This window comes from Stackebrandtia nassauensis DSM 44728 (assembly GCF_000024545.1).
GTDB lineage: Bacteria > Actinomycetota > Actinomycetes > Mycobacteriales > Micromonosporaceae > Stackebrandtia > Stackebrandtia nassauensis.
This window is the reverse complement of record NC_013947.1, coordinates 6,389,079-6,407,267: the sequence shown is the minus strand read 5'-3', so window position 1 is coordinate 6,407,267 and position 18,189 is coordinate 6,389,079. Positions and strand designations below refer to the sequence as shown.

Sequence of the window (18,189 nt, the reverse complement as noted above, 5' to 3'; positions counted from 1 at the left end):
GGCCGACCGGGGGGTGAACCTGGGGAAACCGTACTGCGTCAGTGCTCCCAGGTGAAGTTGACCGCCCGCGCGAAGTTCACGTAGCCCGCGCGTTCGAAGGCCCTGGCCGTGGGGACGTTGGCCAGGTCGGTGGCGGCGCGGATACGGGGCACGTCCTGAGCGGCGAGGATGTGGGTGCCCTCGGCGAGCAGATCGTCCACATAGCCGTGGCCCCGGTGCTGGGGGAGTACGCCGAGGTAGGCGATGATCGGGTTGTAGGTGTTGCGGGCCGCGATGACGAAACCGACCGGCTCGCCGTCGTCGAGTGTGGCCACCCGCCACCAGTCGCGGGGACTTTCGAAGTGGGCGAACTCCTCGTCGAAGTGCTTGGCGGCGGCGGCTTCGGGCGACAACGAGGCAAGATCGGACTGACTGTGCGCGTCCAAAGTGCCCTGTTGTACCGGGGTCATCAGCGTTATCAGTTCCTCGCGGTCGGCGACGGCGCGGAACCGCAACCGGGTGCTGCGCTTCGGCAGCGGGGTTCCGACGCGCCATTCCAGCCGCAGCCGCTCGACCAGCTGCCGGGCGCCGAGCCTCTCCAGCACCGCGAACCGGGTCTCGACGGCCTGCCGCGCGGCGGGGTCCTCGCGCCAGTCCGGCGGGATGAACCGGCCGTACTCGGGCGGCGTGGCACCGGACGGGACGACGTGGCGCAGCGCCGTGGCCACCAGTTCGACGCCGACGGCGACGGCCTCGTCGACCGGCAGCGAGTCGTCGACGTCGAAGAAGTCGAAGCTCGCCGGAACCTCGTCGTCCGGCCCGCCCCACCAGCCGGCGCGGGCCAGCACCCGGTCGTCGCGGGTGGCGATCCACAGCCACCGCGGCCGTCGCCGGTTGGTGGCCAGGTCGTCGGCGAGTTCGTCGTCGAGGACGTAGTCGAGCCGCTGGAACAGGTCGAGTTCACCGGCGTCGGCCAGCGGGCGGATGGTCAGATCGTCGCGGGGCATGGTCTCTCCGAAAGGTTGGTGGACTGCCCATGTTCGCCGGTCACGCGACGCGCGCCAACGGCGTTTCGCGAAACGATCGTTAACCCACCGGTTATCTCACGAGCGACACGGACGTAGGCGCGAATCAGTTCGGTCTCGCCGGTGGTGCGCCAGATCAGCGCCCACCGCTGCGGTTTCGCGTCGTGAATCGGCACGTAGACGATGTCGGGACGCGCGTAGTAGCGGGCGTCGGTCTCGTGCGCCGGGGCCACGGCCTGGCCGGACGCGATGGCGGCGAGGCTCTCCTCGTTGGTGCTGACCTTGGGGCCGCGCTTGATGGGCTTGCCGCTGGGGGTGTGCCGCGGTGACAGGGCGTCCACCCAGTAGTCGGGGACCGGACTCGCCGCCTGCACGACCACCTGGTCGGCGAGGTCCTCCAGGCTCACCGAATCGCGGCGCGCCAGCGGATGGTTGACCGCCACGGCCAGCACCGAGTTCTCCCGGAACACGACCGGCCCGACGGTCAGGTCGGGTTCCTCGACCGGCAGCCACAGGACGGCGATGTCGACGCCTCCGTCGCGGAGCAGTCGGAACGGGTCGGTGAGCGGGATCTCGCGGAAGCTCAGTTCGCACTCGGGATGCCGGGCCCCGAAGGTGCGGGTGATGGGCGCCAGCTCGTGGATGACCGGCCCGAGCACGCCGAGCCGCAGCGCCCCGGTGAGTCCCTTCGCCGCGCTCGTCGCGGTGGCCAGTCCCTGCTGGATGCGTTGGTATCCCTCGGAAAGGTCGTCGCGCAACCGCTCGCCGATGGCGGTCAGGACGACGCTGCGGCTGGACCTGTCGAACAGCGCGGCGCCGATGCGTCGTTCCTGCTTGGCGATGGACTGGCTCACCCGCGCGGGTGTCACCCGCAGCCGGGTGGCGGTGCGACCGAAATGCAGTTCCTCGGCCAGGGTCAGGAAGATCTCGATGTCCCTGAGTTCCATGGGGCCTCTCGATCGTTAACCGGTGGGTTGTCGAACGTTACCGGGTTCGGCGTTGTCGGGCCCCTGAACTGCGGTGAGACTGAACTACGTCACATCGAGGAACGTCATCGAAAAAAGACTTGCGCGATTCCGGGACGCCATGGAAGGCTTCCGGAAGTGTTGTGACCCGGCGCTGCACGGCGACCGGCGAATCGAGAGGAGGCGCGTAACGATGGCTGCTTTCTCCACGCGTGCCCTCCAGGCGCACGCCACCTCGATTCCCCGTTTCGTTTCCGCCGGTGTCATCCGTTCACGCAGCTGAGGCACCCGCGGACCAGCTCTCCAGGAGCCGCCCGCTATGCCGAAAAACCCCGTTCGCGCCAGCAAGAAGCACCTCCGTCGCATGGACGCCGACGACTTCGACTACGAATACGGCGAATTCGACTGGGGGCTGGAGGAAACCTCCTATGACGGCCCGCCCGAGGGCGACCGTTGGTCCACCTGGGACTCGCGGGAGCCGTTGCAACGCGGTCCCCAGCCCTTTCCCGACTGGCTGGTCACCGAGTCGGCCGCCGTCGACCACGAACTCGGCGTCCTCAAGACCGGCAAGGAGGCCGACGTGTTCCTGCTGGAACGCGCCGTCCCCGGCACCGACCGCCGCTGTCTGCTGGCGGCCAAGCGATACCGCGACGCCGAGCACACCATGTTCCACCGCAACGCCGAATACCTCGAGGGCCGTGGCGTCGCCAAGTCCCGCGAGGCCCGCGCCATGGCCAACCGGACCCGGTTCGGCAGGCAGGTCATCGCCGGACAGTGGGCCGCCGCCGAGTTCGCGGCCCTGGTGCGGCTGCGACAGGCCGGAGCCTCGGTCCCGTACCCGGTGCAGATCGATGGCACCGAGATCCTGATGGAGTTCATCGGCGAACCCGACGGTACCGCCGCACCCCGGCTGGCCCAGCTGCGTCCCGAAGCCGCCGAACTCGAGGACCTGTGGGAACAGCTGCGCTTCACACTGTCCATCCTGGCCCGTGACGGGTACGCCCACGGCGACCTGTCGGCGTACAACCTCATCGTCCAGGACGGACGACTGGTGCTCATCGACGTCCCTCAGGTCGTCGACGTCATCGCCAACCCGCGCGGCCGGAGCTTCATCGAACGCGACGTGGCCAACGTCGGCAAATGGTTCACCGCCCGCGGTCTCGACGAATCGCGCGTCGAACGGCTCGTCGTCGAGCTGTGCCACGACGCCGGGCTGCGGTAGTCCCCGGCTGTCCGGAGTCGTACGGGAAACGGCTCCGAAGCGGTCACGTCCGTCAGGATCGGTAGCCAGGCCGACAGATGGAGGCGGGCGTGACCGAGGTAGTCGTCAACAGAGAGACGATGCGCCGGTTCTACCGGTGGTGCCAGACCGAAGCGGCGAACCTGACCGGGTGGCGCGAGGACGCCTGTCTGCCCGAACAGGACATGACCCCCGACGCGAACACCGGACGCGTCCACGCGGGCATGCCGGTTCCGATCCCCGACGGCCCCGGCGTCGGCGAGGCGGGCGGCCGCTTCGCCACCCAACTGGTCGATTCCGCCGTCCAGCACCGCGCGATCCTCGAAGGACTCAACGCCCTCGGCGCGATCGCCGAACAAGCACTATCCGAGATGGACAACACCGACGTCATCTCGGCCGAACGCCTCGGCGAGATCACCCGCGACTACCTCCCGGAGGGCTGGCTGCCATGGGCGAACTGAGCGCCGAACAGATCTGGCAGTGGTCGCAGGTCGCCGAGGCCAACGCCCCCATATGGTCCCGCCAAGCCTGGGGCGCCTGGCGACTGGGCAACTCCCTCGACGTCAAGAACCAGGAGATGTCCGAGACCGGCCGCTTCGGCTTCGACGCCGCCGACGCCAAGGGTCACCTCGGCGCCGCCCTGGGCGAAGCGGTGACGAAACTGCGCGCCCACATGAGCGGCTACGCGGCCAACACCGGCGAACTCCAGGCGGCCATGGAACGCGTCGCCGAAGCCCGGGGCGACACCCACACCCAGTTGGAACGGCTGTGGAAACGCTACGAGGCCACCACGGACAAGGTGACCCGCGCCGAGATCGAGCAGGAGATGCGGGCCAGGTACTCCAAGTTCGCCGACGACTATCGCGGCGAGGCGGCGTCGGTCAAGGACTTCGACGCCTACAGCGGCGTCCGCAAACCCGTCGACTCCCCGACCCACAACAGCGATCGGCTGGGGGACAACGGCACCACGTACAGCGGCGGTCGCGGCTGGCCGAGCCGAGAAGGCGCGGGCGACAGCGGCGCGCACCAGTCCGGTGGCTACCACGGCGATCGGGGCCGGTCGGTCGCGTCGTTCGGCCCGGAGCTGCAAACCACCGCACCGGCACCCACCGCTACGCCGACGCCAACGTCCGCGACGTTCCACGTGCCGACCCAGCCCACCCTGCCGCCGGTGATCGGCGGCCGGACCGGCCTGCCGATCCACGGAAGCCCGCAGCCTGCCCCAAGGCCCGGCCCGAGCGGCCTGGTCAACCCGGTGAACCACGGTGCCCGCCCCACCCCGGCCTTGCCGCCCACCCGGCCTACGACTGTTACGCCGCAACCGATCCAGTCGTGGCGCGGCAAGGTGAGTCCGACGTCCGCGACCCCGCCGACTCGGCAGTCCGCCAACCCGAGGCCCACGACCGGGTCGCGACAGCCCGCCAAGCCCGCGACACCCCGGTTCCGGCGCGAAGGCGGCATTCGGGCGTCGATCCAAGGCCCCCAAGCGAAACCGGGCACAACGCGCACACCCGTCCGTGCGTCCGGTGAACCGGAGGCGACGCTGAGCGCCGACGGTGAACGCACCACGGAATGGACGGTCGACCGCGCCACCGTCGCCCCCGTCATTCGCGGCCACAGGGGACACGGCGGTCACGAACACGATCCCGGCACCGTCGCCGCCCGCGACGGTATGAGGCAACGCAAACCGAGAGTCTACTTCGAACACAACGAGGACGAGTGATGAACCAACCCGGGACCAGCTTCGGCGGTGAGCTGCACAAGCTGCATCTGTTCGCGAACGTGCACGTACCGGCGGTGGCCGACATGTACTCCGACGCGACCGAACTGCTGAACGACACCCAGGCCGCCGCCCAGAACGCCTTCCCCCATGACGACGCGCTCGACAAGGCCAGCAGCGAACCCCACCCCGAGTGGGAGGCGATGCGGCAACTGCTGCAACGCGTCCTGGCCACCAACGCCGACAACCTGCTGCGCGTCCAGGAAGCCGTGAACAACGCCGTCACCGCGTTCACCGAACAGGACGAGCACGCCAAGCGGGAACTCGACTCGATCATCAAGACCGGCAAGGGTCTCGACGGCCGGTCCTACGACAATCCGTCCCCGCCAACCGAACCGGACGACGTGCCCCGCGAACCGGTCTACCCGAGCTGACAAGGAGTCGCCATGTATGGCCCCGAGGAACTGAAGGAAAAGGCCGAGAAGATCCACAAGCTGGCGATGGAGGTGACCTTCAAGAGCAGTGCCCAACGCGACTCCGACCACAACACCCGCGACGCCGTCAAACACGCCAACGGCGAACCCTGCGGCGGCGACGATGTCGCCATCGGACCCGGGCCCATCTGCTACGACAGCGACAAGGCGTCCGTGTCGGGCTACTACCGCCAGTACACCGACCAGATCCTGGAACACATCCGTCCCTACCCGGCCGAGCTGGACGCGCTCGTCAAGTCGGTGAAGCAGGTCGAGCACCGGCTGGGGGTCGCCGACGGCACGATCAAGATGGTCGCGCCGGGAAGCTCCAGTGACTCATTCCCGGGCCTGCTCGACGCGACCATGGACGACCACATGGATTCGATGGAGGCGCACGTCCGTGACTGGAACGGGCTGTTCGCCGAGAACCTGCGTCACGCGGTCGTCAACCCGATCGACGTCATCCACAAGAACAACGTCTTCGCCCTCAACGTGTTCACGCAGGCCACCGAGGCGATCTACCTCGTCAATCTCCGCAAACGCCAGACGCTGACGGGAATCGTCGACGAGGTGATCAGCGCCCTCAACGAAGCCAAGAACACCCTCGACTTCCTGGACGGCGACGAGCTGAAGACCGCCATCTTCGTCGCGGGCGCGGCGGTCGCCATCGGCACCGCGACCATCGCGAACCCGCCGTTGGGCGTCGCGATCGGCTCCGCGACCCTGGGGGTCGTGGTCGGCCTGGCCAAGGACGAACTGCCGAAGAAGGAATCCCTGGACTTCATGTCCGAGACGCCCGCTCACGTCATCGAGAAGATGGGTACGGCGCTGAAGAAGATGCACGACGAGTACGAGAAGTCGCTCGCCGAGATCACCTCGACGCTGCGCGAGAACGTCGGAATGATGGAAAAGGCGCTACAGGCCCCCAACGACGACTACGGTTTCACGCTGTTCACGATCCCGCGACCCAGCATCGTGGGCGAACCCGGCAGTCCGCCGTCGGCCGACACGATCCGCACGTCGATGTGGCCGGAGTGACCAGCCCCGCCGACAAGTACCGGCGGCTGGACAACCTCGCCGTCGAGGGGTCCTCGCCCGACGGCCTGCTGCGGCTCGTCATCCGGCAGGGCCCCTCGGTCACGCTGTCCGTCCGCTCGGCGGCGATCCGCGACTACGACGCCCGGCGCTTCGAGGGCCAGTTCACGGCGCTGCTCGGTCCATCCTTCGCCGCGTATTTCGAGGCCCGCCGCGAGATCCGGGGCGCCAAGGCCCGCGCCGCGGACGATCTCAGGGCGAACGGTTCGTCGCGGCGGGGCTGGCTGCGGCTGGGCAGCCGCGGCCTCGTCACCTGGCGCTGCGTGCTCGCTGACAACGCGATGGACGCCCTGGACGGCGCCGAGCTGATCGCCGAAGCACAAACCGCCGTCGACGCGGTGCTGGCCGACTACGCCAGCGGCCTGGCCCGGTTGCGCCGGCAACGATTCCGGCACGACACCTGGTTAAGGGTCAGTCCCGCAGCTCCGCGATGCAGCACTTGACGCTGCCGCCGCCCTTCTTCAGTTCCGACAGGTCCACCACGACCGGCTCGTAGCCGCGCGCCGCGAGCTTGTCGGCCATGCCGGTGGCCTCGGCGTTGATGAACACGTGCTTGTCGTCGGAGACCAGGTTCAGCCCGAACGCCAGCGCGTCGGCCTCGTCGGCGATGACCGCCGTCGGGAACAGCCGCCGCAGGATCTCCTGCGAGGCGGCCGAGAACGCCTGCGGGTAGTAGGCGATGGTGTCGTCGTCCAGGACCGTCAGCGCCGTGTCCAGGTGGTAGAACCGCTCGTCGACCAGCTTCAGTGAGATGACCGGCCGCTTCAGGGCCTCGGCGGCCTCGGCGTGGGCGCGGGGTTCGGTGCGGAAGCCGTATCCGGCCAGCGCCAGACCCGGGCCCGGCACGTACGCGAAGTCGCCCTCGCCCTCGTTGACCTCGGCCGGGGCGACGAAGCGCCAGCCGCGCTCGCGGTACCACTTCTCGTGGGCGGCCGCCTCGGCGGCGCGCTGCGGGTAGCGGAACTTGGCGCCGAACACGACCCCGCCCACGCTGAAGGCGCCGTTGGCGGCGTACACCATGTCCGGCAGTCCCGGCTCCGGGTCGAGGACGTGCACCCGGTGGCCGCGGTCGGTGAGCGCGGTGACAAGTCCCTGCCACTGCTCGATGGCCCGCGCGGTGTCGACCGGCTCGGTGGCGTCCATCCACGGGTTGATCGCGTAGGCGACGGTGAAATGGGTAGGCGTGGCCAGCAGGTACTGGCGCTCGCGAGCGGTTTCGGCAGTCACGAAGCGAAATCCTAAATGATCAAGCCGTCATCTGACAATGAGATAGGCCATCGGGAACCATTCAGCGAACCCGGCCGTCACATAGCCATGCGACCCACTGAATACCCCCGCCGCAACATCGCGCTGGCGACGATCGGCCTGTGCGCCATCGCTTTCACCGCCGCGTGCACCAGCAGCCAGGGCGGCGGCGGCACGATCGAGGGCGACGGCGGCGCCCCGAGGCTGAGCGGCGCCCTGACGTCCTTCGACTCCTGCGACGAAGCACTCGAAGAGCTGAAGGCCAAGGCGAAGGCGGACCTGGAGGCCTCCGGATTCGGCGGCTACACCACCGACGAGGAGGCGAGGGCCGAGGACGGCTCCGGCCAGGACAAGGCCGCCGGTCCCAGCGACTCCAACAGCGAATCCGGCGGCGACCACTCCGGCACCAACGTGCAGGAGGAGGGCGTCGACGAACCCGACATCGTCAAGACCGACGGCGAGCGCATCGTGTCGCTGTCGCAGGGGCGGTTGTGGGTCGTCGACGCCGAGGACGAGGACTTCTCCGGCAGCGTCAAGATCGCCGAAGCCGAGGAATACGGTTCCGGCGCGACGCTGCTGCTGCACGGCGACCGGGCGCTGGTGATCTCGCCGTACTCCACCCAGTCGATCCCCGAGGAGTGGAAGAAGGAGGACAGCTACACGCCCTCGGCGACCACGCTGACCCTCGTCGACCTGTCGACCTCGGATCCCAAGGTCATCAACGACTACACCATCGAAGGCTCGTTTGTGGACGCTCGATCGGTCGAGGAGATGTCCCGCGTCGTCATCAGCTCCAACCCGCGGCTGCCGTACCAGGAGCCGGGCCTGTTCGAGGACAGTACCGACGCCCGCGAGGACGCCATCGACGACTCCACCATCGAGGACTGGCTGCCGCGCTACAGCGTGGGGGACAAGGAGAAGCAGGTCCCGTGCCGCTCGCTGGCCCGGCCGACGGAGTACTCCGGTTCGGCGACGCTGACGATCCTGTCCTTCGACCTGACCCGCAAACTCGACGACGGCAAACCGCTGAGCCTGGAAGCCGACGGCGAGACCGTCTACGGCACCGCCGACGCCATCTACATCGCCAACAACCGCACCGAGTTCGCCGCCCGGGAGGACAGCCAATCCAGCAGCGACGCCACCGAGCTGTACCGCTTCGGCATCACCGGCGAGAAGGTGAAGTTCGAGTCCTCCGAGAAGGTGCCCGGCTACCTGCTCAACCAGTACTCGATGTCCGAATACGACGGACACCTGCGGGTGGCGACGACCAAACAGCCACAGTGGAGCCAGGACGGCGAGGTGGCGAAGAAGTCGTCCAGCAGCGTCTACACCCTCAAGGTCGGCAAGGACTCGCTGAAACGGGTCGGCAAGGTCGGCGGGCTCGGCAAGGACGAACAGATCAAAGCGGTGCGGTTCATCAAGGACACCGGATACGTGGTGACGTTCCGCCAGACCGACCCGCTGTACACGATCGACCTGTCGAACCCCGAGAAACCCAAGAAGACCGGCGAACTCAAGATCCCCGGCTACTCGGCCTACCTGCACCCGGTCTCGAACGACCGCCTGATCGGCGTCGGCAAGTCCGGCACCGATGACGGCACCATCACCGGCACCCAGGTGTCGCTGTTCGACGTCAGTGACCCGTCCGATCCCACCCAGATGGACACCTACGACATCGACGCGGACATCTCCGAGGTCGAGTACGACCCGCACGCCTTCCTCTACTGGGAGGACGAGGAACTCGTCGTCGTCCCGGTCGCCAGCTACGACGGCGGCGGCAACAGCATGCTGGCGCTGAAGATCGGCGAGGAGAAACTGTCCAAGGTGGGCAGCATCGAACACGAGGCGACCAGGTCCTACGCGCCGGTCGGCCGCTCCATCGTCATCGGCACCGCACTGTGGACGATCTCCGACGCGGGCCTGATGGCCAGCGACCTCGACAGTCTCGAAGAACGCGAGTGGCTGCCCTACAACTGAGGACACCCGGTTTGGGGGCGGTGGCTTCGGCCGCCGCCCCGACCGCTGCCGGCTACGGCAGCGACACCTCCATCTGGGCCAGCCGGTCGGAGTCCGCGATCGCGGTGATCTCCGAGATGAGGTCGCCGTCGAATCGCACCTCCAGCACCAGCAGCAGCTTGCCGCGCGGCGCCACCAGCGCACCCGCCTCGCCGTCCAGCAGCACCGTGCGTGCCAGCTGCGCCTGACCGTTGAAGTTCTCGGCCACCGACCGGGCCCCGTCGAGCAGCGCCGTGCCACCCAGCCGGGCCGCCGCCTCGTCGGCGCGGAACTTCACGTCGGGGGCCAGCATCGCCAGCAGCTTCTCGAACTCGCCCTCGCGGGCGGCGCGCAGGAACGCGTCGACGGCCTTGTGCCGACGCGACCGGTCGGCGTCCTCGGCGACCGACTTGCCCCGCACCCGCTGCCGGGCCCGGCTGGCCAGCCGCTGCGTCGTCTCCGGACTGCGCTCCACGATCGGCGCGATGTCGGCGAACGGGACCGCGAACATGTCGTGCAGGACGAACGCCAGCCGCTCCACGGGCGACAGCGTGTCCAGCACCACCAGCAGGGCCAACCCCACCGAGTCGGCCAGCAGCGCCTCCTCCTCGGGGTCGGTGCGGCGATGCACCCTGACGACCGGCTCGGTGGGCTTGTCGTCCAGTGAGTCCTCGCGTCGGGATTTCTTGGACCGCAACATGTCCAGACACACGCGCCCGGTCACGGTCGTCAGCCAGCCGCCCAGGTTCTCGACCTGGGTGGTGTCGGCGCGCTCGGCCTTGAGCCAGGTCTCCTGCACCGCGTCCTCGGCCTCGGCCAGCGAACCCAGAATCCGGTACGCCACCGCGCGCAGATGGTCCCGATGCGCCTCGAAACGCTCGGCCAAAAGTTTTTTCTCGTCCACGTGTCTGGTTCCTCCGTCGCGGTTCGTCAATGAGGTGAGAAGCCAACAAACCACGAACCAGGAGTAAAGCTAACCATGAACGCTCGCTTGAACAACCCGATGATGCTGCTGCCCGACCTCAACAAGCCCTTCCTGCACCTGAACAAGGCGCTGGGCACGGCCGGTGTGTCGGGAAGCACGATGGAACTGGTCCACCTGCGCATCAGCCAGATCAACGGCTGTGGCGTGTGTGTCTACGGCGGCGTCGACGCGGCCAAGAAGAACGGCGAGACCGACGAACGCCTCCACTCGGTGGCGATCTGGCGCGAATCGCCGCTGTTCACCGACGCCGAGAAGGCCGCCCTGGCGCTGGCCGAGGCGGGAACCCGCATCGCCGACCGTCCCGAGTCCGTCTCCGACGAGATCTGGGACAACGCCGCCAAGCACTACGACGAGAAGCAGCTGGCCGCCCTCGTCGCCTTCATCGGCCTGATCAACTTCGTCAACCGCGTCAACGCGATCACCCGGCAGGAAGCCGGAGTGACTTGGGCCTGAGACGCGGATCGGGGCGGACGAGCGACTCGTCCGCCCCGCCGTCGCGCCTCACCGGGACCCGAACGCGGCCCGCACCCCGAGTCCTATCAGCACCGTCCCGGTGATCCGCCGGAACACGGTGGTGAACGCGGAAGACCGAAACGCGCGTCCGGCCCGGCCGATGACAGCGGCCCAGCCGAACAGCCACACGGTGATCAGCAGCGACTGCGCCGTCACGAGGATCAGGATCTGCGGCACGATCGGCCGGGTCGAGTCCAGGAACTGCGGCACCAGCGTCAGGAAGATCGACGCCGCCTTCGGATTGAGCACGTTGCCCAGCAGCGCCTGCACGAACGTCGACCCACTCGCCGCCCCCGTCCGCGTCGTCGCCGCCTCGGATGTGCCGAAACTCGTCCGCCACGTCCACAACCCCAGCCCGACCAGGTACACCGCGCCGACGACCTTGACGACGGCGAACAACTCCGCCGACCGCATCACCAACGCGGACAACCCCACCGCCGCCAACGTCGCGTGCACGTACAACCCGGCGATCGTGCCCAGGATGACCGGCACCCCATGCCGGGCCCCGTGCGGAATCACCCGCTGCGTCATCAACGTGAAACTCGCCCCCGGCGTGGCGATCAACGGAAACACGGCCAGCAGAAACCCCGCGACAATATGGACACTCACCCTCAGGCCACCGAGCGGAAGTGCGTGATGAGTTCCCGGTTCTCATCGACGACATGGAACGCCACCCCCGGCGGCTGTTCCCAGTTGGTGATCTCGTCCCCCTCCCAGGGCAACCGCAGCGCGTAGGTCACCGACGGGCTCATCCGCAACGGAAGTCCCGCGAAACTCGACGCCGCGGCGGTGTGGGTATGCCCCGTGAGGATGGCCACCACGTTCTCGAAGCCGGACAACAGCGCGGCGAGCTCCTCCCCGTTGCGAAGCCGCAGCGAGTCCACGAACGGGTGGTGCATGTTCACCATCGGATGGTGGAACGCCACCAGCGCCGGAGTGCCACCCAACTCGGTGAGCGTCGCCGCGATCCACTCCCGGGTCCGCTCATCGAGCTCGCCGTCATCCCGTCCGGGAATCGTCGAGTCGCACATCAGCACAGCGATGTCACCCACCCGATGCACCCGGTTGACGGGCGCCTCGTCGGCTGCCTCCCCCAACAGGACCTCCCGATACGGACCCCGGGCGTCGTGGTTGCCGGGGCACATCAGCACCGGAAACGGCGCCTTGAGAAGCCGCGCCGCCTCCTCGTACTCGGCCACCTCGGCGTGGTCGGCGATATCCCCGGTCACCAACAACGCGTCCACCGGCGTGGCCAAACCACGCAGGTACTCCATGGTCCGAACCGCGCGCTGGGTCGCACGCTCACTGCCATCGAGATGAAGATCGCTGATCTGGGCCAGCAGAACCATGGGGGCACTCCTACGCTCAAAAGTTCTAACGGGAAACCCGAATATAACCGTTAGAACCCCGTCGGTAATCTGGGACCCATGGTCGAACTGTTGGCGCTGGATCTGGCGAGCACCATCCGCCACGACGGAAACGGCGGAGTCACCGACGACCTGGCCACCCCCGAGGGCCTCACCAGCTGGGTCCGCGCCCGCTCCGACCGCCTCGGCTCCTGGGCGACCCGCTTCACCGCCGACGACCCCGACTGGCACCAGGTCATCTCACTCCGCCAGGCCACCCGAACCCTGCTGGCCCGAGCCGTCCGCCCCGGCCCGCCAAGCCCCGCCGACGCCCACCGCCTCCTACCCCTCGACGAAGCGATCAACCGCGTCAACACCGCGGCCGCCCAGGTCCCCACCGTCCCGCACCTCCAATGGCTGGACGACTCCCCACCCCGCCAACGCGTCACCGCCGTCACCGCGCCTCCCACCCCGACCCTGACCGCCACTCTCGCCCGCGCCACCATCGACCTGCTCACCGGCCCGCACCGCCCCGACATCCGCGCCTGCACCGCACCCCGCTGCGTCCGCTACTTCGTCAAAGGCCATGGCCGCCAAGAGTTCTGCAAACCCTCCTGCGGCAACCGAGCCCGAGCCGCCCGCCACTACCGCCGCCACCGCGACCAAACCCCGGCCGACACCTAAAACGGTGCGGACGCCCACCCGCCCGCACCGCCGTCCCACCTCACACCCTCGCCAACACCTCCCCCAACCGAGGCACGAACGCGGCAGGATCGTCCGCGAACCCGGTGTGGTCACCGGGAAACAGCACCGGCTCAATCCCCAGCCGCTCCGCCAGCGCCCGCGACGTCAGATCGCACTCCTGCCCGGCCGACGCCTCCCCGATCCCCACGACGATCCGACTCCGGCTGCCCCGCAACACCTCCAGGTCCGGCTCCCACCGCGTCGTCGCCCGCAACTCATACGCGAACCACCGCCGCTCGTCCTTCACCGCCTGCGGATCCCGCTCACCCCCGAACATGAACTCGATCGCCTCGTCGGGAATGTCGATGTTCCCCTGCACCATGAACTTCTTCCACGCCCCCACCACATCCCCGGCCAAATACCGCTCGATGATCGCGTCGGTGCCCGCGAAATACACCTCCCGGTCCTCCAAGAGGGCGTCCACCGGCGGCTCATGCGCGACAACGGCACGCACCAACTCCGGCCGGGCCTGCATCAACGCCAACGCGGTCAACGCACCCCCACTCGACCCCAACACGACCGCCGACCCGTCGTCGACCTCCTCCAACAACCGAGCCAGATCCCCGGCCCGCAACTCCGGGGTCGACACCTGCGTCTCATCGTCGAGCCTGCTCCGCTTGATCCCCCTGGGATCGGTCGTCAACACGGTGTGATCGACGGCCAGCAGCTCCGCCAACGGCGCGAACGCGTCGGCATCCATGGGCGCGCCGACCAGCGCGACCAACGGCCCCCTACCCCGCAGCTCGTAGTACAGCTCGCCGTCCTGCGTCGTGAGCGTGTTCGCCGAAACGGTGACGTTCATGGTTTTCTCCTCGCTGATTCGGGTTTGTCTCCTACCCGTGCGTCGAACGACCCGGCCCCGGATCGACACCCTCGGGAAAATTCTTCGGAAGACGCCTGTGAGACGGTGGGGGGATGAACCGGCTTGCGAACGCTCTGTCCCCGTACCTGCGACAGCACGCCGGGAACCCGGTGGAGTGGTATCCGTGGGGGGAGGAGGCGTTGGCCGAGGCGAAGCGGCGGCAGGTGCCGTTGTTGATCTCGGTGGGGTACGCCGCTTGTCACTGGTGTCATGTGATGGCCCATGAGTCGTTCGAGGATGACGAGGTGGCGGCCCGGGTCAATGAGATGTGTGTTCCCGTGAAGGTGGACCGGGAGGAGCGGCCGGATATCGATGCCGTCTATATGAACGCGACGGTGGCGTTGACCGGGCAGGGCGGATGGCCCATGACGGTGTTCGCCACGCCGGAGGGGACGCCGTTTTTCGCGGGTACGTATTTTCCGCGTGAGCATTTTTTGCGGTTGTTGGACGCTGTTGATGAGGCGTGGACCAATAAGCGGGAAGAGGTTGTGGCGCAGGGGAACACGATTGTGGAGGCGTTGGCCTCGGCCGGGCCGAAGCTGGCTGATGTGACCGAGGCTTGTCCGATCGGGGAGCCCTGTCCGCCCCGGCCGCCGTTGGGGGCTGCGGTGTTGGGGGACATGGTGGCGGCGATTCAGGGGGCGTATGACGAGCGCAATGGTGGGTTCGGGGGTGCGCCGAAGTTCCCGAATCAGCCGGTGCTGGCGTTTCTGTTGGAGTGGTACCGGGAGAACCCGGATGCGGAGACCCGGAAGGTGTTGCGGCACACCGCGAGTCGGATGGCCCGGGGTGGGATGTACGACCAGTTGGGTGGGGGGTTCGCGCGGTACAGCGTGGATGCCAGTTGGACGGTGCCGCACTTCGAGAAGATGTTGTACGACAACGCGTTGCTGTTGGACACGTATGCGGGGTTGGGTGGGGTTACCGGGGAGGAGTTCTTCGGGCGGGTCGCCGAGGAGACCGCTCGGTTTGTTGTGGAGGGTCTGGGGACGGCTGAGGGCGGGTTCGCGTCCGCTTTGGATGCTGATACTGAGGGGGTCGAGGGGTCGACCTATGTGTGGACGCCTCGGCAGTTGCGGGATGTGTTGGGGGAGGACGACGGGGAGTGGGCAGCGCATGCCTTCGCGGTGTCGGAAGGTGGGACGTTCGAGCACGGGACGAGCGTGTTGCAGTTGCCGGTGGATCCGGAGGACATGAAGCGGTACGCGGATGTCAAGGCGCGGTTGCTGACGGCGCGGGGGCAGCGGGCGCAGCCGGAGCGGGATGACAAGGTCGTGGCCTGCTGGAACGGGCTGGCGATCTCGGCGTTGACCCGGTACGCGCGGGAGTTTGAGGTGCCTTGGGCGGAGGCCGCGGCGGACAGGGCGGCGCGGTTGTTGGCCGAGGTGCATACTGTGGACGGCCGGTTGCGGCGGGTTTCGCGGGATGGGGAAGTCGGTGCGGCCGTGGGGATCTTGGAGGACTACGGTGCGGTGGCGAAGGCGTACCTGGATCGTTGGGGGGCGACGGCGGACGAGGTGTGGCTGGAGCGGGCGGCTGAGTTGGTCGGGGTGATCGTGGACCAGTTCACCGACGAGACCGGCGCGTTGCACGACACGGCGGCGGACGCGGAGACGTTGGTGACTCGGCCCGCCGATCCGACCGACGGGCCGACTCCGTCGGGGTGGGCGTTGGCGGCTTCGGCGTTGTTGGCTTACGGGAATGAGACCGGGCGGGAGGAGTACCGGGATGCCGCTTGGCGGGCGGTGGCCTTGGCCGAGCCGCTGTTGACCGAGCATCCTCGGTTTACCACCGGGTTGGCGGCGGTGGCGTTGCGGTTGGCCGAAACGGAGAGTGAGAGTTAGGCGATGGTGAACCCGGCTTGTTGGAGGAGTCGGCGTAGGTAGTCGCTGATGTCCTTGGGGTGCAACGGTTCGGGTTCTAGGAGTAGGTGCTGCATGATGGCTCCGGTCATCATGTCGATGAGCATGTCCACATCGGCGGACGGTGACAGCACGCCGTCGGCCTGCGCTTGGATCATGGCCGCTCGGGCCAGTTCGCGGCGGGGTTGGACGTGGTGGCGGCGGTAGGCGTCCAGCAGTTTGGGGTGGCTGGGGCCCGCGCCGAGTAGCCGGGCGGTCAGGGCCCGGAAGCGGGGTTCGGCGAGCACTTGGCCCCAGCGGGGGAGGAGGTCGGCGATGACCTGGGGGAGGGCTTCGGAGGGGCGGTCGGCGTCGGCCGTGTTGGGGATGTCCTGGCGGGCGGTCTCGATCGCTTGGGCGAACAGGTCTTCCTTGGTGCGCCAGCGGCGGTAGACGGTTACCTTGGCGACGCCCGCGCGCTTGGCGATCTGCTCGATGCTGGTCTGGTCGACGCCGCGTTCGACGAGCAGGTCGATGGCCGCGCGCAGGATCGCCTTGTCCGCCGCCGGATCGCGGGGGCGGCCGGGGCCGTCGGTCTTGGGCGCTGTCATGGCGACTCCCTCGTGTGGACGTTGTCAGTGAGCCACTGTGCCAGCTTGGCCGGGTCGTCGCCGCGCCAGCCGAGGTGGCCGTCGGGGCGGATCACGAGGATGTCGTCGGCGTTCGTCGGGTCGTGAAGCACCGTGACATCCTCGCCGAGGTGTCGGCGGGCGGTGGCCGCGACCGTGTCCGCCGTGGGGGAATCGTTGCGGGACAGCACGACCCACGCGGAGCTCAGGTGCTGGTAGAGGCGGGTGGGGGTGCCGTCGGCGGTTACGCAGTCGCGGTCCGGGATCCGGTCTCCCGGTCGCGGGGTTTTGCCCCGGGCGCCGAGTGGGCCGTCGCGGTAGGTGACCCACAGCTGGGACGCGGTTCGGGTCGCGTTGCACCGCTGGCAGGTTGAGCAGCGGGACGAAGAGCCAGTCACGCAGGGCGCGGGAGACGGGGCCGTCGCCGACGAGGACGCGCGTGTTGGCGGTGGTGCGCCTCAGGACTTCTGTCGCCAGTGGACGGCGTTCGGCGGTGTAGGTGTCGAGTAGGGATTCGTCGGCCCGGCCGTGCGCGACCAGGGCGAGTTTCCAGGCGAGGTTCTCGGCGTCGCCGATGCCGGTGTTCATGCCCTGGCCGCCGATCGGGCTGTGGATGTGGGCCGCGTCCCCGGCGAGCAGGACGCGTCCGGCGCGGTAGGAGTCGGCCAGGCGGCGCTGGATCCGGAAGACCGATGTCCATAGTGCTTCCCGGATCCGGACGCCGGTCTCGCCGGTGCGTTCGGGCAGGAGTCGCTCGAAGCGGGCGATGATCTGCTCGGGTTCGAGGTGTTCGGAGGTCTTGGGGACGTCGGCCATCAGCCGCCACAGGCCGCCGTCGTTGTCGCGCATCGGGATGGCCAGCAGCATGCCGTCGGTGTGGAACCAGCCGGCGGACGTGGAGCGGTCCCGGTCCCAGTCGGCGCGGACGTCGGCCAGCAGGAACTGTTCGACGACCGGTACGCCGGGGAAGTCGATGCCCGACAGGCCGCGGACGGTGCTGCGGGCGCCGTCGCAACCGACCAGCCAGTCGGTCCGGATCGGGGCGTTGTCGCCGAAGTCGACGGTGACGCCGTCGGTGTCGGGGGTGGCGGCCAGGACGCGGCGGTTCCATTGGATCGGTACGCCGAGTTCGTCGAGGCGTCGTCGCAGTTCGGCCTCGACGGCGGCTTGGGAGATGAAAAGGGCCTGCGTCGATTCGCGGGTGTCGGGGGCGAATCGCATGGTGGTCAGGGCTTTGCCCCGGGCGTGCATGGTCATGCCGACGGGGGCCAGTGAGCGGGCGGGGAGGTCGCCGAGTGCGCCGACGCGGGTCAGGACCTCGACGCCGCGGGCGTGCAGGATGTTGGCGCGGGAGGTGGTGGCGGGGCCGGGGGCGGCGTCGACCACGGTGACCGCGATGCCTTGGGCGGCGAGGCCACACGCGAGGGTCAGGCCGGTGGGACCGGCTCCGGTGACGAGGACCTGGGTTGGGGGCACGTCGGTCTCTTCAATTTGAATACGTAAACGGCTACGTATACAAATGCTAGTCGACG

The 18,189-nt window shown here is 68.4% G+C and carries 18 protein-coding genes and 1 pseudogene; 10 read left to right on the top strand and 9 right to left on the bottom strand.

Annotated elements, in window-relative coordinates:
* Positions 1-38: 38 nt before the first annotated feature.
* On the bottom strand, positions 39-986 hold the full coding sequence (locus tag SNAS_RS29940; RefSeq protein WP_013021247.1) for a GNAT family N-acetyltransferase: 948 nt from the start codon (positions 984-986) through the stop codon (positions 39-41).
* Positions 968-1,951 carry a LysR family transcriptional regulator gene (locus SNAS_RS29935; RefSeq protein ID WP_013021246.1) on the bottom strand — a complete coding sequence of 328 codons (984 nt, stop codon included), beginning with the start codon at positions 1,949-1,951 and terminating at the stop codon, positions 968-970. The genes SNAS_RS29940 and SNAS_RS29935 overlap by 19 nt, the downstream gene beginning before the upstream one ends.
* Positions 1,952-2,288: 337 nt before the next feature.
* Between SNAS_RS29935 and SNAS_RS29930 the strand changes: the two genes are divergently transcribed.
* From SNAS_RS29930 to SNAS_RS29905, 6 genes are all read left to right on the top strand, one after another.
* Positions 2,289-3,191, top strand: a complete 903-nt coding sequence (locus SNAS_RS29930) for a serine protein kinase RIO (RefSeq protein ID WP_013021245.1) — start codon at positions 2,289-2,291, stop codon at positions 3,189-3,191.
* Positions 3,192-3,280: 89 nt separating this feature from the next.
* Positions 3,281-3,670 (top strand): hypothetical protein, encoded by a 390-nt coding sequence (locus SNAS_RS29925; RefSeq protein ID WP_013021244.1) that lies wholly within the window; start codon positions 3,281-3,283, stop codon positions 3,668-3,670.
* Positions 3,658-4,932 (top strand): hypothetical protein, encoded by a 1,275-nt coding sequence (locus tag SNAS_RS29920; RefSeq protein ID WP_013021243.1) that lies wholly within the window; start codon positions 3,658-3,660, stop codon positions 4,930-4,932. The genes SNAS_RS29925 and SNAS_RS29920 overlap by 13 nt, the downstream gene beginning before the upstream one ends.
* Positions 4,932-5,363 carry a hypothetical protein gene (locus SNAS_RS29915; RefSeq protein WP_013021242.1) on the top strand — a complete coding sequence of 144 codons (432 nt, stop codon included), beginning with the start codon at positions 4,932-4,934 and terminating at the stop codon, positions 5,361-5,363. The genes SNAS_RS29920 and SNAS_RS29915 overlap by 1 nt, the downstream gene beginning before the upstream one ends.
* Before the next feature lie 12 nt (positions 5,364-5,375).
* Positions 5,376-6,440, top strand: a complete 1,065-nt coding sequence (locus SNAS_RS29910) for a hypothetical protein (RefSeq protein ID WP_013021241.1) — start codon at positions 5,376-5,378, stop codon at positions 6,438-6,440.
* Positions 6,437-6,940, top strand: coding sequence for a hypothetical protein (locus SNAS_RS29905; RefSeq protein ID WP_013021240.1), 504 nt, complete (start codon positions 6,437-6,439; stop codon positions 6,938-6,940). Before SNAS_RS29910 ends, SNAS_RS29905 begins: the two co-directional genes overlap by 4 nt.
* On the opposite strand, the gene ddaH is transcribed toward SNAS_RS29905, so the two are convergent.
* Positions 6,909-7,688 carry a dimethylargininase gene (gene ddaH / locus SNAS_RS29900; protein ID WP_425281059.1) on the bottom strand — a complete coding sequence of 260 codons (780 nt, stop codon included), beginning with the start codon at positions 7,686-7,688 and terminating at the stop codon, positions 6,909-6,911. The genes SNAS_RS29905 and ddaH overlap by 32 nt on opposite strands.
* Before the next feature lie 123 nt (positions 7,689-7,811).
* Between ddaH and SNAS_RS29895 the strand changes: the two genes are divergently transcribed.
* On the top strand, positions 7,812-9,719 hold the full coding sequence (locus SNAS_RS29895; protein ID WP_013021238.1) for a beta-propeller domain-containing protein: 1,908 nt from the start codon (positions 7,812-7,814) through the stop codon (positions 9,717-9,719).
* Between the two features lie 52 nt (positions 9,720-9,771).
* Here the strand turns inward: SNAS_RS29895 and SNAS_RS29890 are convergent, their stop codons facing one another.
* Entirely contained in the window at positions 9,772-10,641 is an 870-nt protein-coding gene (locus SNAS_RS29890; protein ID WP_013021237.1) for a sigma-70 family RNA polymerase sigma factor, read from the bottom strand.
* 75 nt (positions 10,642-10,716) lie between these two features.
* On the opposite strand from SNAS_RS29890, the gene SNAS_RS29885 reads away from it, so the two are divergent.
* Positions 10,717-11,175, top strand: coding sequence for a carboxymuconolactone decarboxylase family protein (locus tag SNAS_RS29885; protein WP_013021236.1), 459 nt, complete (start codon positions 10,717-10,719; stop codon positions 11,173-11,175).
* Between the two features lie 48 nt (positions 11,176-11,223).
* Here SNAS_RS29885 and SNAS_RS29880 read toward each other — a convergent pair whose 3' ends face one another.
* The gene (locus SNAS_RS29880; RefSeq protein ID WP_013021235.1) at positions 11,224-11,844 is read right to left on the bottom strand and encodes a LysE family translocator; all 621 of its coding nucleotides are present in this window, start codon (positions 11,842-11,844) and stop codon (positions 11,224-11,226) included.
* A gap of 2 nt (positions 11,845-11,846) precedes the next feature.
* Positions 11,847-12,584 carry a metallophosphoesterase gene (locus tag SNAS_RS29875; protein ID WP_013021234.1) on the bottom strand — a complete coding sequence of 246 codons (738 nt, stop codon included), beginning with the start codon at positions 12,582-12,584 and terminating at the stop codon, positions 11,847-11,849.
* A 78-nt stretch (positions 12,585-12,662) separates the two neighbouring features.
* On the opposite strand from SNAS_RS29875, the gene SNAS_RS29870 reads away from it, so the two are divergent.
* Complete coding sequence (locus SNAS_RS29870; protein WP_013021233.1) at positions 12,663-13,265, top strand: CGNR zinc finger domain-containing protein; 603 nt, start codon at positions 12,663-12,665, stop codon at positions 13,263-13,265.
* Positions 13,266-13,305: 40 nt separating this feature from the next.
* Here SNAS_RS29870 and SNAS_RS29865 read toward each other — a convergent pair whose 3' ends face one another.
* Positions 13,306-14,127: an alpha/beta fold hydrolase gene (locus SNAS_RS29865; protein WP_013021232.1), complete on the bottom strand. Its 822-nt coding sequence runs from the start codon at positions 14,125-14,127 to the stop codon at positions 13,306-13,308.
* Positions 14,128-14,240: 113 nt separating this feature from the next.
* Between SNAS_RS29865 and SNAS_RS29860 the strand changes: the two genes are divergently transcribed.
* Complete coding sequence (locus SNAS_RS29860; protein ID WP_013021231.1) at positions 14,241-16,031, top strand: thioredoxin domain-containing protein; 1,791 nt, start codon at positions 14,241-14,243, stop codon at positions 16,029-16,031.
* Here SNAS_RS29860 and SNAS_RS29855 read toward each other — a convergent pair.
* On the bottom strand, positions 16,028-16,639 hold the full coding sequence (locus tag SNAS_RS29855; RefSeq protein ID WP_013021230.1) for a TetR/AcrR family transcriptional regulator: 612 nt from the start codon (positions 16,637-16,639) through the stop codon (positions 16,028-16,030). The genes SNAS_RS29860 and SNAS_RS29855 overlap by 4 nt on opposite strands.
* A pseudogene (locus tag SNAS_RS29850) lies at positions 16,636-18,133 on the bottom strand (FAD-dependent monooxygenase). The gene SNAS_RS29855 and the pseudogene SNAS_RS29850 overlap by 4 nt, the downstream one beginning before the upstream one ends.
* Positions 18,134-18,189: the final 56 nt, after the last annotated feature.

What these genes read in the sequence shown, in the direction of transcription:
- SNAS_RS29860 (WP_013021231.1), top strand. Translation starts at nt 14,241, where the DNA reads ATGAACCGGCTTGCGAACGCTCTGTCCCCGTACCTGCGACAGCACGCC.
- SNAS_RS29865 (WP_013021232.1), bottom strand. Translation starts at nt 14,127, where the DNA reads ATGAACGTCACCGTTTCGGCGAACACGCTCACGACGCAGGACGGCGAG.
- SNAS_RS29940 (WP_013021247.1), bottom strand. Translation starts at nt 986, where the DNA reads ATGCCCCGCGACGATCTGACCATCCGCCCGCTGGCCGACGCCGGTGAA.
- SNAS_RS29895 (WP_013021238.1), top strand. Translation starts at nt 7,812, where the DNA reads ATGCGACCCACTGAATACCCCCGCCGCAACATCGCGCTGGCGACGATC.
- SNAS_RS29910 (WP_013021241.1), top strand. Translation starts at nt 5,376, where the DNA reads ATGTATGGCCCCGAGGAACTGAAGGAAAAGGCCGAGAAGATCCACAAG.
- SNAS_RS29930 (WP_013021245.1), top strand. Translation starts at nt 2,289, where the DNA reads ATGCCGAAAAACCCCGTTCGCGCCAGCAAGAAGCACCTCCGTCGCATG.
- SNAS_RS29915 (WP_013021242.1), top strand. Translation starts at nt 4,932, where the DNA reads ATGAACCAACCCGGGACCAGCTTCGGCGGTGAGCTGCACAAGCTGCAT.
- SNAS_RS29920 (WP_013021243.1), top strand. Translation starts at nt 3,658, where the DNA reads ATGGGCGAACTGAGCGCCGAACAGATCTGGCAGTGGTCGCAGGTCGCC.
- SNAS_RS29885 (WP_013021236.1), top strand. Translation starts at nt 10,717, where the DNA reads ATGAACGCTCGCTTGAACAACCCGATGATGCTGCTGCCCGACCTCAAC.
- SNAS_RS29935 (WP_013021246.1), bottom strand. Translation starts at nt 1,951, where the DNA reads ATGGAACTCAGGGACATCGAGATCTTCCTGACCCTGGCCGAGGAACTG.
- SNAS_RS29855 (WP_013021230.1), bottom strand. Translation starts at nt 16,639, where the DNA reads ATGACAGCGCCCAAGACCGACGGCCCCGGCCGCCCCCGCGATCCGGCG.
- SNAS_RS29870 (WP_013021233.1), top strand. Translation starts at nt 12,663, where the DNA reads ATGGTCGAACTGTTGGCGCTGGATCTGGCGAGCACCATCCGCCACGAC.
- SNAS_RS29875 (WP_013021234.1), bottom strand. Translation starts at nt 12,584, where the DNA reads ATGGTTCTGCTGGCCCAGATCAGCGATCTTCATCTCGATGGCAGTGAG.